The sequence below is a fragment of the Streptomyces sp. NPDC050703 genome, assembly GCF_040654435.1.
Taxonomy (GTDB): domain Bacteria; phylum Actinomycetota; class Actinomycetes; order Streptomycetales; family Streptomycetaceae; genus Streptomyces.
Genome location: NZ_JBFAHX010000018.1, coordinates 1 through 14,225 on the forward strand (window position 1 = coordinate 1; position 14,225 = coordinate 14,225).

Consider the following 14,225-nt stretch of genomic DNA (forward strand, 5'->3'; position numbering starts at 1 on the left):
CCGCCGAACCAGGCCGCCATCCTCGGCATCGGCGCCACCGTCAAGCGCCCGGTCGTCATCAACCACCCCGACCTCGGCGAGACCATCGCCGTCCGCGACATGACCTACCTCTCGCTCTCCTACGACCACCGCCTGGTGGACGGCGCCGACGCCGCCCGCTACCTGACCGCGGTCAAGGCGATCCTGGAGGCCGGCGAGTTCGAGGTCGAGCTCGGCCTGTAGCACCGCCGCGCGAGACGTTGTAAGACTCGTCTCATCAGCGCCTGCGCCCCCCGTCCGGAGCCTTCCGGGCGGGGGCGCAGCCGTATTGTCTAGGGGTCACACGCCCTTGGGGTCCCGATGCCCCCGCCGGAGGAGCCCACATGACCGCGCCCGTTGTCCACTCGCTGCGCGACCAGATCCGCGAGCACATCGTGGAGGGGATCGTCAGCGGGCGCTGGAAGCCGGGCGAGCGCATCGTGGAGCGCCGCATCGCGGTGGAGCTGGAGGTCTCGCAGACCCCGGTGCGCGAGGCGCTGCGGGAGCTGGAGACGCTGCGGCTCATCGAGTCGGCGCCCAACAAGGGCGTACGGGTGCGGAATCTGACCGCGGCCGACCTGGAGGAGAGCTACCCGGTCAGGGCGGGCCTGGAGGCGATCGCCGCCGAGCTCGCGGCCGAACGCCTCGCCGAGGACTGCTCGGCCCTGGAGCCGCACGTGGCGGCCCTGTACGAGGCCGACCGGCTCGCGGACGGCACCGGGCAGGTGCGGCACACGGTCGCCTTCCACCGCGAGCTGGTGCGGGCGGCGGACAACTCCGTGCTGCTGCACACCTGGGAGGGCCTCGGCATCGAGGTCTTCACCGCGCTCTCCATCCGCTGGCTCGGCACGGTCCAGCAGTCCTACGCGGAGGAGCACGAGGCGCTGGTCTCGGCCTTCCGGGAGCGCGATCCCGCCATCGCGGAGCTGGTGAAGGCCCACGTCCTGGGCTGCGCACCGCGCGCCTGACCCCGCGGGACCGACCCCGCGGCCGGGCGCTCATGGTCTTCGTAGGCCGCTCATACGCGCTCCGACCTGCGCGAATCCTTCAAATCGAAGGCACGCGGTGCCCACTTTCATGGCACCGGATGCCGACTTTCTTCATCTGAAGAGATTTTGCCGTTCAAGCTTTGATCGATCATCGATCACGGGCTTACAGTCGACGACGGGCTCTGACCCGAGCCTCACGCCCTGTCCTGCCAGACATGGCACCCCCACCCCTTACCGAACAGGGGACCCCCTCCGACTCAGGAAGGCGGCGCAATGACCGACCCCTCCGCTATCCAGCCGAGCGAGCTCGACCAGCTCCCGGACCGCGACCCCGAGGAGACCGCCGAATGGCAGGCCTCCCTGGACGCCGTTACCCAGGCGGCCGGGCCGCACCGTGCCGCGTACCTGATGCGCCGCACGCTGGAGCGTGCCGAGGGCGCGGGCCTGGCGCTGCCCAAGCTCCTCGAAACGGACTACGTCAACACCATCCCCACCTCCGCCGAGCCGGCTGTCGACGGTGACGAGGAGATGGAGCGGAAGATCACCGCGTGGAACCGCTGGAACGCGGCCGCCATGGTCACCCGCGGCTCCAAGCACGGCGTCGGCGGCCACATCGCGACCTTCGCGTCCGCGGCCTGGCTGTACGAGACCGGCTTCAACCACTTCTTCAAGGGCAAGGAGGGCGATGGCTCCGGCGACCAGCTGTACATCCAGGGCCACGCCTCCCCCGGCATCTACGCCCGCGCCTTCCTCGACGGCCGTCTGAACGAGACGCAGCTCGACAACTTCCGCCAGGAGGCGGGCGGCAACGGCCTGCCGTCCTACCCGCACCCGCGCCGCCTGCCCTGGCTCTGGGAGTTCCCGACGGTGTCGATGGGCCTCGGCCCCCTCTCCGCCATCTACCAGGCGCGCTTCAACCGCTACCTCACCAACCGCGGCATCAAGGACGTCTCCTCCTCGCACGTGTGGGCGTTCCTCGGTGACGGCGAGATGGACGAGCCCGAGTCGACGGCGGCCCTCGCACTGGCCGCGCGTGAGGGTCTGGACAACCTCACGTACGTCATCAACTGCAACCTGCAGCGCCTCGACGGCCCGGTCCGCGCCAACTTCCGCGTGGTGCAGGAGCTGGAGGCCCAGTTCCGCGGCGCCGGCTGGAACGTCATCAAGGTCCTGTGGGGCAACGCCTGGGACGAGCTGTTCCAGCTCGACACCACGGGCGCGCTGGTCCGCCGCCTCCGCGAGGTGCCGGACGCGCAGTTCCAGACGTACGCGACGCGCGACGCCGCCTACATCCGCGAGCACTTCTTCGGTGCCGAGCCCGCCCTCGTCGAGCTGGGCAAGCTGCTCAGCGACGACAAGATCAGCGAGTGCTTCCACCTCTCGCGCGGCGGCCACGAGGCCCGCAAGGTCTACGCGGCCTACCGTGCGGCGCTCACCCACAAGGGCGCGCCGACCGTCATCCTCGCGCAGACCGTCAAGGGCTTCACCCTCGGCAAGGGCTTCGCGTCCAAGAACGCCAACCACCAGATGAAGAAGCTGACGGTGGACGAGTTCAAGGACATGCGGGACCTGCTCGGCCTGCCGATCCCGGACAGCGCGTTCGTCGACGGCCAGGTGCCCTACGGCCACCCCGGCGCCGACTCCCCCGAGGTCCGCTACCTCCAGGAGCGCCGCGCGGCCCTCGGCGGCCCGGCCCCGGCCCGCCGCACGCAGCCGCTGGCCCCGCTGCCCGCCGCCGCGGACAAGACCTTCGCCTCCTTCGACAAGGGCTCGGGCTCGCAGTCGGTGGCGACGACCATGGCGTTCGTACGCCTGGTCAAGGACCTGGTGCGCGACAAGCAGACCGGCAAGCGCTGGGTGCCGATCGTCCCCGACGAGGCGCGCACCTTCGGCATGGAGAGCCTCTTCCCGTCCCTCGGCATCTACTCGCCGAAGGGCCAGACGTACGAGCCGGTCGACCGCGACCAGCTGATGTACTACAAGGAGGCCAAGGACGGCCAGATCCTCAACGAGGGGATCACCGAGGCCGGTTCCATGGCGGACTTCATCGCCGCGTCGACGTCGTACGCGACGCACGGCGAAGCGATGATCCCGTTCTACATCTTCTACTCGATGTTCGGCTGGCAGCGCACCGCCGACCAGATGTGGCAGCTCGGCGACCAGCTCGGCCGCGGCTTCCTCGTCGGCGCCACGGCCGGCCGTACGACGCTGACGGGCGAGGGCCTCCAGCACGCCGACGGCCACTCGCCGGTGATCGCCGCGACGAACCCGGCGGCGCTCTCCTACGACCCGGCGTTCGCGTACGAGATCGCCGCGATCGTCAAGGAGGGTCTGCGCCGCATGTACGGCGAGGCGGCTCCGGGCGAGGACCAGGACGTCTTCTACTACCTCACGGTCTACAACGAGCCCATGCCGCAGCCCGCGAAGCCCGCGGGTGTCGACGAGGGCATCGTGCGCGGCCTCTACCGCTTCAACACGGCGGAGTCCGCGGGCCTCTCCCCCGCGGCCAACGCCGCGCGCATCCAGCTCATCGGCTCCGGTACGGCCATCCACTGGACGCTGGCCGCGCAGAAGATGCTGGCCGAGGAGTGGGGCGTGGCCGCGGACGTGTGGTCCGCGACCTCGTGGACGGAGCTGCGCCGCGACGCGCTGGAGGCCGACGAGGCACTCCTGCGCGGCGAGGAGCGCACGCCGTACGTCCGCCAGGCCCTCGAAGGCGCCCAGGGCCCGGTCCTGGCCGTCTCCGACTACATGCGCCAGGTCCCGGACCAGATCGCCCAGTGGGTCGAGCAGGACTACTCCTCGCTCGGCGCGGACGGCTTCGGCCTCTCCGACACGCGTGACGCGGCGCGGCGCCACTTCGGTGTCGACGCGGAGTCCATCGTGGTGGCGGCGCTGGCCCAGCTGGCCCGCCGGGGCGAGGTGCCGGCTTCGGCGGTGAAGGAGGCTCGGGCGAAGTACGGCCTGTAGCCCGCGAGGCCCGTCCCGCCCCCCTCCAGCCCCCGCCCCGCCAAGCCGCGGAGCGGGGGCTTCCGCTTCCCCTCGCACGGCTCCGCGCGACGACTTCCGGTTCACCGCGCTGCGGCGGGGGCGCCGGGGGGGGCGGTTCGCCTCGCTGCGGCGGGGGCGCCGGGGGAGGCGGTTCGCCTCGCTGCGGCGGCTTTTGGTTCACCTGGCTGCGGCGGGGGCTGGGGGTTTACCTCGCTGCGGCGAAGGGGCGCCGGGGGGCGGTTCGCCTCGCTGCGGTGGGGGCGCCCCGGGGGGCGGTTCGCCTCGCTGCGGTGGGGGCGCCCCGGGGGGCGGTTCGCCTCGCTGCGGTGCCGGAGGGGGCGCCCGGTTCACCGTGCTCCCTGGCTTCGGCGCAAGATCCCGCCGCTTCGCGGCGGATGTCCCCACCCACCCACCCGTTCACCCCGCATCCAGGGGCAACGGTTCGGTGGGTGAGGCAGAGGCCATGCTGCGGGGCGACGGGCGGGCGGGCGGGCGGGAGTTTCGCCGCGAAAGCGGCGGGATGGGGCGAACGCATCCGCAGACGGCGACGGGCTACCCGGGGGCCATACCCCAGGGCAACGGGCGGGTGGGTGGGAGACGTTCGCCGCGAAGCGGCGGGATGGGGCGAACGCGCCCGCAGACGGCGACGGGCTGCCCAGGGGCCATACCCCAGGGCAACGGGCGGGTGGGTGGGAGAGATTCGCCGCGAAGCGGCGGGATGGAGTGGACGCGCCCGCAGACGGCGACGGGCTGCCCAGGGGCCACACCGCAGAGCGACGGGCGGGCGGGTGGGAGACGCGCCCGGAGGCCACACCGCAGGGCAAGGGCGGGCGCCGAGAAAGCCGCGCCCCGTAGCGACGGCGCCCCGCCCCACCGCGGGCCGACCCAGGAGCAGAGGGACCCGCGAAGCGGGGGGACCCGGCGGCATCATGGGGGCATGCGCGCTGCCCGCCTCATCAAAATGGTGCTGCTCCTCCAGGCAAGACCCTCCATGACCGCCACGGAACTCGCCACCGAGCTGGAAGTCTCCGAGCGGACCATCACCCGTGACGCCCAGGCCCTGTCGGAGGCCGGGGTCCCCGTCTACGCCGACCGCGGCCGCACCGGCGGCTACCGCCTCATCGGCGGCTACCGCACCCGCCTGACCGGCCTCGGCCGCAGCGAGGCGGAAGCCCTGTTCCTCTCGGGGGTACCCGGCGCCCTGCGCGAGATGGGCCTGGAGGACGCCGCGTCGGCGGCCCGCCTCAAGGTCTCGGCCGCGCTCATGCCGTCCCTCAAGGACGCCCCCCGGAGCGCCGCGCAACGCTTCCACCTGGACGCCCCCGGCTGGTTCCAGGAGATCCCCGCCCCCCGGCTGCTGCCTGCCGTCGCCGACGCGGTGTGGGACGACCGCCGGGTCTCCGCCCGCTACCTGCGCCAGGAGACCGAGGTGGAGCGGGAGCTGGAACCGTACGGCCTGGTGCTCAAGGCGGGCGTCTGGTACCTGTGCGCCCATGTGCCCGACCACGTGCCCGACCATGTGCCCGACCACGGCACGTACCGCGTCTACCGCGTCGACAGGTTCACCGGCCTCACTCCGGGCACCGAACGCTTCGTACGCGACGAGGAGTTCGACCTGCCCGCCTTCTGGGAGGCGCGCGCGGCCGAGTTCGCGCGGGCGATCCTGCGCTCCGAGGCCGTCGTGCGGCTCACGGAGGCGGGCGTGCGGCAGCTCCCGTACGCCATGGACCGCTCGGTCGTGCGCGAGGCGCTGGCGTCGGCGGGCGGCCCGGACGCGACGGGCCGGGTGACGGTCACCCTGCCCGTCGAGAACGAGGACGTGGCCTACACCCAGCTCATGGCGCTGGGCCCGGAGGCGGAGGTGCTGGAGCCCACCGCCCTGCGCGCACGGTTCGCGGACGCGGCGACCCGCTCGGCCGCGCTGTACCAACAGGGCACGCCGCACCAGCGCGGCTAGGTCCTGTCGTTTGGATCTGCCCGGCGTCGCGCGCCCTGGCACGCACATCTGCGGCGTTGTCGTCAGTTGCCGACGCTCCGCGTCGTCGCCCTCCTCCGCCTTGCAGCCGCACGCACCAGACCCCGCTAGGGCCCGGCCGACAAGGCAACGCCCCTCCAGTCGACCTGATCCAAACGACAGGCCCTGGACGCCGCACCCACCGGACCAGCCGCTGCACCAGCGGGTCCGCACGCCGCACCGACACGGCCACACGCCCCGCCGACAAGGCCGGACACCCTACCGACAAGACGCAGCAGACGCCCCACACCCCTCAGAGGACCGGACCCCCGGCTCACCGATACCCCGTCACATCCGCCTCCGGGCTCTCCTGGTCGACCTCCACGAGGTACCGCCAGGCGTCCGGCGCCGAGCCGTCGACGTCCGTGAACCCGTACTCCTTGGCGAGCCCGCCGCTGGAGAGCGAGGCGCCGTTCCAGCGCGCCACGTCCGGGTCGGCGGCGAGCGCGGCGAGGGCGCGCCCGATGAACGTCGGCGTCTCCGAGATCGCGAAGTGCGGATTCTGCTCGCACCCGGCCCGCCAGTTCTCCTCGGACACCTTGAAGTACGTGTCGAGCATGGCTTCGGAGCGCAGCCAGCCGGGTGTCAGGCAGACGGCCGTGCAGCCGTACTCCGTCAGTTCCTCCGCGAGTCCGCGCGCCATCCGCAGCGGGGCGGCCTTGGCGAGGTCGTAGTAGAGGGGCTTGCGGTAGCGCCGGTTGTACTCCTCGGTGCCGTCGGTGACCTCGACGACCAGACCGCCGCGGTTCCTGATCAGCAGCGGCAGCGCGTACCGGCTGGTGATGATGTGGGACTCGACGCCGAGGCGCAGGACCCGCAGCCCGTTGCCGAGGTCGTGCTCCCACATCTTCTTGTCCCACTCGACGAAGGTGTCACCGCCCCAGAGGTCGTTGACGAGGATGTCCAGGCGGCCCCGCTCGCGGTCGACGCGCTCCACGAGTGCCCGGACCTGTTCCGGTTCGAGGTGGTCGGTGGGTACGGCGATGCCCTCGCCGCCCGCGGCGGACACGAGTTCCGCGGTCCCCTCGATGGTCTCCGTGTCGCGACCCACCTCGCTGACGTGTGCGCGCGTGGTCCTTCCCGTCACGTACACGGTCGCTCCCGCGCGGCCGAGCTCCACGGCCATCGCGCGTCCCGCGCCGCGGGTGGCGCCCGCCACGAGGGCGATCTTCCCTGTCAGGGGTCGTGTTCTCTCCATGTCCCTGACGCTTCCACCAAAAGCCGACACCTCCTGTCGGCTTTTCCGGGGGCATGTGCACGCATAACGAGACAGCCGCATTCCGGCGCACTCCGCGTGCGCCCGCACCGCCCAGGACCGATGCTGGACGCGTGATGGACGAGACGGAGTTCTGGGAGATCGTGGACAGCACCCGCGAGGCCGCGGGCGGCGACCCCGAGGACCACGCCGAGCTGCTCGTCGAGCGTCTGGTGGGTTCCGACCCGGATGCCGTGCTGGACTTCGCCCGTCACTTCGAGGCCCGCTACAACCGCGCCTACCGCTGGGACCTGTGGGGCGCCGCCTGGGTGCTGCTCGGCGGCGCGAGCGACGACGCCTTCGACTACTTCCGCTGCTGGCTGATCGGCCAGGGCAGGGCGGTCTACGAGGGCGCGGTGCACGACCCCGACGCCCTGGCCGACCTCCTCGACGACTTCGACGAGGATCTGGACGGCGACGGCGAGGAGCTCGGCTACGCCGCCGACGAGGCGTACGAGCAGCTCACCGGCGTCGTCGCCGCCGACCTCGGCATCCGGCCCGCGCCGCCGGAGCCGACCGGCACGCCGATCGACTTCGAGGACGACGCGGTGATGGCGCGGCACTACCCGAAGCTGTGGGCCCGCTTCATGTCCGACTGACCCCCGCCGGCGCGGCGCCCGGCGCGGCGCCCGGCCCCGCGGTAGCTGTCGCGGACGGCTACCGCTCCGGCGCGAACACCATCATCGTCACGTCGTCCCGTACGGTGCCCGCGTACCGCATGACGTCCGACCAGACCTGTTCCGTGAACGCCGCCGGGTCGTCGATGACCTGCGGGTCCGCCTCGATCATGGCGGTGAGCCGTTCGAGGAGCGGGTAGAAGGCGCCCGTCGCGTCCCTGGCCTCGCAGACGCCGTCGGTCAGGGCGAGCAGCCGGTCCCCGGCGAACAGCGGCACCGTCAGCCGCTGGGGCGGGTCGGTCCCCGCGATGCCGAGGCCGAGCGGCGGGCCCGACACCACCGCCAGCTCGGTGACCTCGGGCCCGCGCAGGAGCAGCGGGGCCGGGTGGCCGCACGAGACGACGTGCACGACGTCGGAGCCGTCGGGGAACTCCAGGAACACCGCCGTGGCGAACAGCTCGGTGTTCTCCTCGTCCGCCGAGTCGACGATGAGCCTGCGGTCGAGGCGCGCCGCGACGCCCTCCAGGTCGGCCTGGTCGATGACCGCCTCGCGGAAGGCGCCGAGCAGCGAGGCGACCGTGCCGACGGCGGCGAGCCCGTGGCCCTGCACGTCGCCGACCAGGGCGCGTACGCCGTGCGCCGAGGTGCGTACGTCGAAGAAGTCGCCGCCGACCAGGGACTCGCGCTGCGCCGCCTGGTACAGGCCCGCGCACCGCACCCGGCCGACGCGGTCGGGCAGCGGCGGGAGCACCGCGAGCTGGGCCGCCTCTGCGACCGTGCTGACCGTGACGAGCTGCCGTTCGCGGCGCCCGCGGACCCAGGCGAAGAGCACGCTGAGCAGGACGATGAAGGTGATCGTCAGCTGGTCGCTGTTGCCGGGGTGGCCGATGCCGAGGCCGGGCAGGGTGAGCAGCAGCAGGACGAGGCCGCCGAGCAGGGCGGTGGCGGTGGGCCCGTAGGAGAGGGCGGCGAGCGGTGTGACGGCGGCGACCAGGAAGCTCAGGTCCAGCGTCTTCGGCGTGAGCGTCTGGACGAGGACGACCGCGGCGAGGAGCAGCGGCGGCGGCCACCGCACCCAGGGCGGGGGCGGTGTGCCGCGCAGCAGCCAGTCGCGCTGGTCGGCGTCGCGCCGTCTCGCCGCAGCCCTGATCATCCCTACACGCTCCTACGCGCGCCGGGACACCGCACGCCGGGCCGGTCCGTAGGGTGCCCCGCCCCGCGGCCGGCGCCGGGCGGACGCGGGGGCGGGGGCGGTCAGAGGGAGCGGCCCATGAGCACGTCGTCGACGTACTCGCCGTCGAGCAGGAACTCGCCGGGCAGTACTCCCTCGATCACGAAGCCCTCGGCCTCGTAGAGCTTGCGGGCCGGAGTGTTGTGCCCGAGGACCCGCAGGGTGACGCGCCGGGCGCCCTGTCTGCGCGCCTCGTCCAGGGCGGCGCGCATCATGCGCCGGCCGACGCCGCGGCCGCGCGCCTCCTCGGCGACGAGGAAACCCTGGATCTGGCGGACGTGCGCGTTGGAGAAGAGCGGGGTGGGCAGGCCGATCTTCACGTAGCCGACGAGCCGCCCGTCGAGTTCGGCCACGAGGTGGTCGTGGGGGCCGAAGCGGTCGCTGAAGAAGGGGTCGTAGGGCGGTTGGGGGCGCGGCAGGACCGCGTGCAGCGGGGACCATGCGGCGCGGTCGAGGCGGGCGAGGGCGGCGTCGTCTTCGAGCAGGGCGGTGCGTATGTGCAACTCCGGCATGGCGCCACTGTACGGCGGCCCCACCGCGCCCCACCCGGAGCCCGGCCTCCACACCCTCCGCGCCCCTCTGCGCCCTCCCTCTTCCCAGGACGTGCCGTCGCAACCTCCGTGCCTCTCCGCGCGGTCCGCACCCTCCCTGTTCTCAGGGCGTGCCGTCCGCACTCTCCGAGGTCGTCTGTGCCGCCCGCACCCTCCCTGTCCCCCGGGCATACCGTCCGCGCCCTCCCCGTTCCCCGGACGTGCCGTCCGCACCCTCCGAAGTCGTCTGTGCCGCCCGCACCCTCCTCGCCGGGTTCCTTCCGGTCTTTTCGGACAGGATGGGGGCATGGAAACCACACGGTCCCGCGTCGCCGTCGCCGGCGCGTCCGGGCTCATCGGCACGGCGCTCACCCGCTCCCTCACCGCGGACGGGCACGACGTGGTCCGCCTGGTGCGCAGGGCGCCCCGCGGCCCCGGTGAGGTGCGCTGGGACCCCGCGAGCGGCCGTGTCGACACGGCGGGGCTCGCCGGCTGCACGGCGGTCGTCAACCTCGCGGGCGCCGGGATCGGCGACCACCGCTGGACGGCCGCCTACAAGCGGGAGCTGCGCGACAGCAGGGTCCTCGGCACCTCCGCGCTCGCCGCGGCGGCGGCCTCGCTCGACGAACCACCCCGGGTGTTCCTCAACGCGGGGGCGATCGGCTACTACGGGGACACCGGCGCGCGGGCGGTGGACGAGACCGCCCCCGCCGGCACGGGCTTCCTGCCAGCGCTCTGCGTGGAGTGGGAGGAGGCCACCGCCGCCGCGCAGGAGGCGGGCATCCGTACGGTCATCGCCCGCAACGGCCTCGTGGTGGCCCGTCAGGGCGGCGCCTGGGCGCGCCTCTTCCCGCTCTTCAAGGCGGGCCTCGGCGGGCGCCTCGGCGACGGCAGGCAGTACTGGAGCTACATCTCCCTGCACGACGAGGTGGCCGCCCTGCGGCATCTCCTCGCCACCGAGACCCTGTCGGGCCCGGTCAATCTCACCGCCCCCGAACCGCTCACCAATGGCGAGATCACGGCCGCGATGGGCCGGGTGCTGCGCCGCCCCACGCTCTTCCCCGCGCCCGCCCCCGCGCTGCGCGTGGCGCTGGGCGAGATGGCGGGCGACGTGCTGGGCAGCCAGCGCGTCCGGCCGGCCCGCCTCCTGGACTCGGGCTTCGCGTTCACGTATCCGGGCATCGAGGAGACGCTGCGGGCGGCGCTGGCACAGCCGCGCCGGGGCTGAGGGGCCGGGCCTGGCCGGAGCCGGGGCGGAGCCGGAGCGGACGGCGGCGGGCGGCCCGCCGGGGCGTGCGACCCGCGTGCGACCGTGCCCGGTCCGTGCGCGACTGCACCGCCGTGGGGGCGCTCCTACGCTTGATCCGAACCCCTGTGTTCGAGAGCCCTGTGGGGGGCATCAGATCCCCACCAGCCCGCGCGACCTCTGGGAGGGGCACGTGCTAGAGCCTGCGCACCATGCGGACGTCGTCATCGTGGGGGCCGGGGCCGCGGGGCTCTCGGCCGCGCACCGGCTGACCGGCGCCGGAGTAGCGACCGTGGTCCTGGAGGCCGCCCCTTGCGTCGGCGGCAGGATGGCGACCGAGAAGGTCGACGGCTTCCGGCTCGACAGGATCGGGCAGTTGCTCACCACCTCCTATCCGGAGCTGCGCCGCACGCCGGGACTCGACTCGCTCGTGCTGCGCCCGTTCGCCCCCGGCATCCTGGTGCACAGCGACGGCCGGCACCACCGGGCGGCGGAGCCCGTGCCCGCACGGAGCGCGAGAGGCGCACTCACCGCGGCGCGCGCCCTCGCGCGCGCCCCCCGCGTGCCGCGTGCCGTGAAGTCCGCGCCGAGGCCGTTCCCGCGCCCGGCGCCCCTCGGCGGCCCCCTCGACCAGGCCCGGCTCGGCGCCGCGCTCGCCCGCATCGGGGCGACCCCCGTGGAGCGGCTCCTCGGCCGCCCCGAACTCCCCGCCCGCAGGGCCCTCGCCGCCCGCGGACTGCCCTCGCGCACCATCGACGTATTCCTGCGCCCGCTGCTCTCGGCGCTGCTCTGCGACCCCGGCCTCACCACCTCCAGCCGGTGCGCGGACCTCGCCCTGCACGCCTACGCGCGCGGCCGGCTCTGTCTCCCCGAGGGCGGCGCCGAGGCACTGCCCGAACTGCTCGCCGCGGCGCTGCCGCCCGGCACGGTGCACACCGGCGTCCGGGTCACCTCGGTCTCCACGACCTCCGTCACCACCGCGGCGCACGGCGTGATCGACTGCCGGGCCGTGCTGCTCGCCACCGACGCCCGCGCCGCCGCGGAGCTGCTCCCCGGACTGCGGGTGCCGCCCTTCCACGAGGTGACGGTGTTCCACCACACCGCGCCCGAGCCGCCGATGGAGGGTGCGGGGCTGCTCCTCGACGCCGACCGCGCGGGCCCGGTCGCCCACACGGCGGTCGTCAGCCAGGTCGACCCGTCCCGCGCGCCCGCGGGCCGGGTCCTGGTCTCCTCCACGGTGCTCGGACCGCCGCCGGACGCGCGGGCCGTGCGCACCCACCTCGCCGCGCTCTACGGCACCCCGACCCACCGCTGGGAGCTCCTCGCCCGCCACCACACCCGCGAGGCGGTGCCCGCGATGCCGCCCCCGCACGACCCGCGCCGCCCGGTGCGGCTGCTCGGCGGGCTCTACGTCTGCGGGGACCACCGGGACACCAGCACGGTCCAGGGCGCGCTGCACTCGGGGCGCCGCGCGGGCCACGCGGCCCTCAGGGACTTCGGCATCACCCCGGCGGACGGCGACACCCGGGAGTTGCCCTCCGCCGCCTGACCCCCGCCGTCCCCCTCGGCCACCCTCCAGGAAGCCCCCGCGCCCCCACGGCGGGGGCTTCCGCCCGCGACCGGGCCTCCACGGTCGGGGCGGGCGGCGCATTCCGCGCATTCCGCGGAATCTATCCGAAGACGGCCGTGACCTTGTCGCGGTAGCCCCGTACGGGCGTCGCGTCCCGGTACGGCTCAAGGCGGCGCTCGAAGTCGCGTACGTACTCGTGCGCCCGGGTGGACCGCATCTCCCCGGCCTCCTGCGCGGCCTCCGCGCCCAGCTGGCAGGCCTGTTCCAGGTCGCCGAGGCCGAGCCGCGCGGTGGCGAGCACCACCCGGCAGAACAGGCGGCTGCGCGCGAGGGCGGGGGCGCGCAGTTGCAGGGACCGCTCGGCGTGCTGGGCGGCGGAGCGGTACTGCTGGAGGTCGCGGTAGCTGTGCCCGAGGTCGTCCGCGAGCTGGGCCTCGTCGAAGAAGCGGGCCCAGTGCGGCACCTCGTCGCCCGGCCTGGCCGCCTCCAGGGACCGCTCGGCCCGCGTCAGCGAGTTCGTGCAGGCCCGCACCTCGCCGAGCACCCCGTGGCCGCGCGCCTCCGCGGCGTACAGCAGGGCCATCACGACGGGCGGCGCGGACGAGCCGACGCCCTGCTGGGCGACGCGGGCCAGCTGCACGGCCTCCCTGCCGTGCCCGAGGTAGACGGCCTGGCGGCTCATGGTGACCAGGACGTAGGAGCCGTAGGCCCGGTCGCCCGCCGCCTGCGCGAGCCGCAGCGCCTGGACGTAGTACCGCTGGGCCAGACCGTGCGCCGCGATGTCGTACGAGGTCCAGCCCGCGAGGCGGGTCAGATCGGCGGCCGCCGCGAAGAGCCGCCGCCCGGCCTGCTCGCCGTAGGTGCCGCGCAGCATCGGCTCGGCCTCGTGCTCCAGGTAGCGGACGAGGGCCTGCCGGGCGTGACCGCCGCCGTACGCGTCGTCGAGCGAGCGGAAGAGTTCGCCGACGGAGTGCAGGGCCGCGATGTCACCGCTGGTCACGCGCTGTCCCGGCCCGCGGTCGGAATCCCTGCGCTGGCGGGGCACGACGGAGCGCCCCTGCGGGGGCACGCGCGCGTGCGAGGGGGTGGGTTCGCCGCGCGCCACCCGCTCGTCGGCCCTGCCGATCAGCCAGTCGCGGCTCGGCACGACGAGCCCGGCCGCGGTGAAGGCGATCTTCCGAAGCTCCGCGTGGCTCCCGGAGTCCTTGCGCCAGAGAGCGCTGACGATGTCCACGGCCTCCTCGGGGGTGGCGGCGAACTCCAGGCCCGCGTAGACCGGGGCGCAGGCGTCGAGACCGAGGTCCTGCGCGGTGAGCCGGCGCCCGAGGCGCCGCGTGAAGACCTCGGCGATCAGAGCGGGCGCGGTGCCTCGGGGCTGCTGCCCGCGCAGCCACCGGGTCACCGACGTCTTGTCGTACCGCAGATCGAGGCCGTGTTCGAGGCCGAGCTGATCGACGCGGCGCGCGAGGCCCGCATTGGAGAACCCGGCTTCCGCGATCAGGGCCGAGAGCTGGCGGTTTGGGGTGCGCTGCGGAGGTCGTTCCGTCATCGGCTGTGCGGTCTCCTGCCTTCCGGGCCTGCCTTGAGCAGCCCTTACGGCTCCGTGAACGGCGCGAATGTAACGACCCTCACCGCCCCTTTCGGCACCTTCGCACCTCATTCATCCGATCGTGTGAGGAACCCGGGCCGGAGTTGTCGGACGAGGGGGCCCGTACAGTGGCAGGGGCGCGATATGTGCACGGTGAATGTTCAGGGAGGCACCTG

Annotated in this window: 11 protein-coding genes; 7 read left to right on the forward strand and 4 right to left on the reverse strand. The window is 73.8% G+C overall.

Features of this window, described 5'->3' with window-relative positions; translation table 11 throughout:
• The 4 genes from AB0I16_RS18435 to AB0I16_RS18450 all read left to right on the forward strand — a co-directional run.
• Positions 1 to 222, forward strand: a 222-nt coding sequence (locus tag AB0I16_RS18435) for a 2-oxo acid dehydrogenase subunit E2 (RefSeq protein WP_363250454.1), incomplete at its 5' end; no start/stop codon positions are given.
• 140 nt (positions 223 to 362) lie between these two features.
• Positions 363 to 986 carry a GntR family transcriptional regulator gene (locus tag AB0I16_RS18440; RefSeq protein ID WP_363250455.1) on the forward strand — a complete coding sequence of 208 codons (624 nt, stop codon included), beginning with the start codon at positions 363 to 365 and terminating at the stop codon, positions 984 to 986.
• A gap of 294 nt (positions 987 to 1,280) precedes the next feature.
• On the forward strand, positions 1,281 to 3,977 hold the full coding sequence (gene aceE, locus AB0I16_RS18445) for a pyruvate dehydrogenase (acetyl-transferring), homodimeric type (protein ID WP_363250456.1): 2,697 nt from the start codon (positions 1,281 to 1,283) through the stop codon (positions 3,975 to 3,977).
• Between the two features lie 958 nt (positions 3,978 to 4,935).
• On the forward strand, positions 4,936 to 5,955 hold the full coding sequence (locus AB0I16_RS18450; RefSeq protein ID WP_363250457.1) for a WYL domain-containing protein: 1,020 nt from the start codon (positions 4,936 to 4,938) through the stop codon (positions 5,953 to 5,955).
• Positions 5,956 to 6,286: 331 nt separating this feature from the next.
• On the opposite strand, the gene AB0I16_RS18455 is transcribed toward AB0I16_RS18450, so the two are convergent.
• Entirely contained in the window at positions 6,287 to 7,210 is a 924-nt protein-coding gene (locus AB0I16_RS18455) for an SDR family oxidoreductase (RefSeq protein ID WP_363250458.1), read from the reverse strand.
• 134 nt (positions 7,211 to 7,344) lie between these two features.
• On the opposite strand from AB0I16_RS18455, the gene AB0I16_RS18460 reads away from it, so the two are divergent.
• Positions 7,345 to 7,866 carry a DUF4240 domain-containing protein gene (locus tag AB0I16_RS18460; RefSeq protein WP_363250587.1) on the forward strand — a complete coding sequence of 174 codons (522 nt, stop codon included), beginning with the start codon at positions 7,345 to 7,347 and terminating at the stop codon, positions 7,864 to 7,866.
• A 58-nt stretch (positions 7,867 to 7,924) separates the two neighbouring features.
• Here AB0I16_RS18460 and AB0I16_RS18465 read toward each other — a convergent pair whose 3' ends face one another.
• The gene (locus tag AB0I16_RS18465) at positions 7,925 to 9,037 is read right to left on the reverse strand and encodes a PP2C family protein-serine/threonine phosphatase (RefSeq protein WP_363250460.1); all 1,113 of its coding nucleotides are present in this window, start codon (positions 9,035 to 9,037) and stop codon (positions 7,925 to 7,927) included.
• 101 nt (positions 9,038 to 9,138) lie between these two features.
• Positions 9,139 to 9,627, reverse strand: coding sequence for a GNAT family N-acetyltransferase (locus AB0I16_RS18470; RefSeq protein WP_363250462.1), 489 nt, complete (start codon positions 9,625 to 9,627; stop codon positions 9,139 to 9,141).
• Between the two features lie 325 nt (positions 9,628 to 9,952).
• Here AB0I16_RS18470 and AB0I16_RS18475 point away from each other — a divergent pair, with 325 nt between their 5' ends.
• Together AB0I16_RS18475 and AB0I16_RS18480 are read left to right on the forward strand one after the other, a co-directional pair.
• The gene (locus tag AB0I16_RS18475) at positions 9,953 to 10,873 is read left to right on the forward strand and encodes a TIGR01777 family oxidoreductase (RefSeq protein WP_363250463.1); all 921 of its coding nucleotides are present in this window, start codon (positions 9,953 to 9,955) and stop codon (positions 10,871 to 10,873) included.
• Between the two features lie 211 nt (positions 10,874 to 11,084).
• Positions 11,085 to 12,440, forward strand: coding sequence for an FAD-dependent oxidoreductase (locus AB0I16_RS18480; protein WP_363250464.1), 1,356 nt, complete (start codon positions 11,085 to 11,087; stop codon positions 12,438 to 12,440).
• Between the two features lie 121 nt (positions 12,441 to 12,561).
• Here the strand turns inward: AB0I16_RS18480 and AB0I16_RS18485 are convergent, their stop codons facing one another.
• Positions 12,562 to 14,010 (reverse strand): regulator, encoded by a 1,449-nt coding sequence (locus AB0I16_RS18485; RefSeq protein ID WP_363250465.1) that lies wholly within the window; start codon positions 14,008 to 14,010, stop codon positions 12,562 to 12,564.
• Positions 14,011 to 14,225 lie beyond the last annotated feature (215 nt).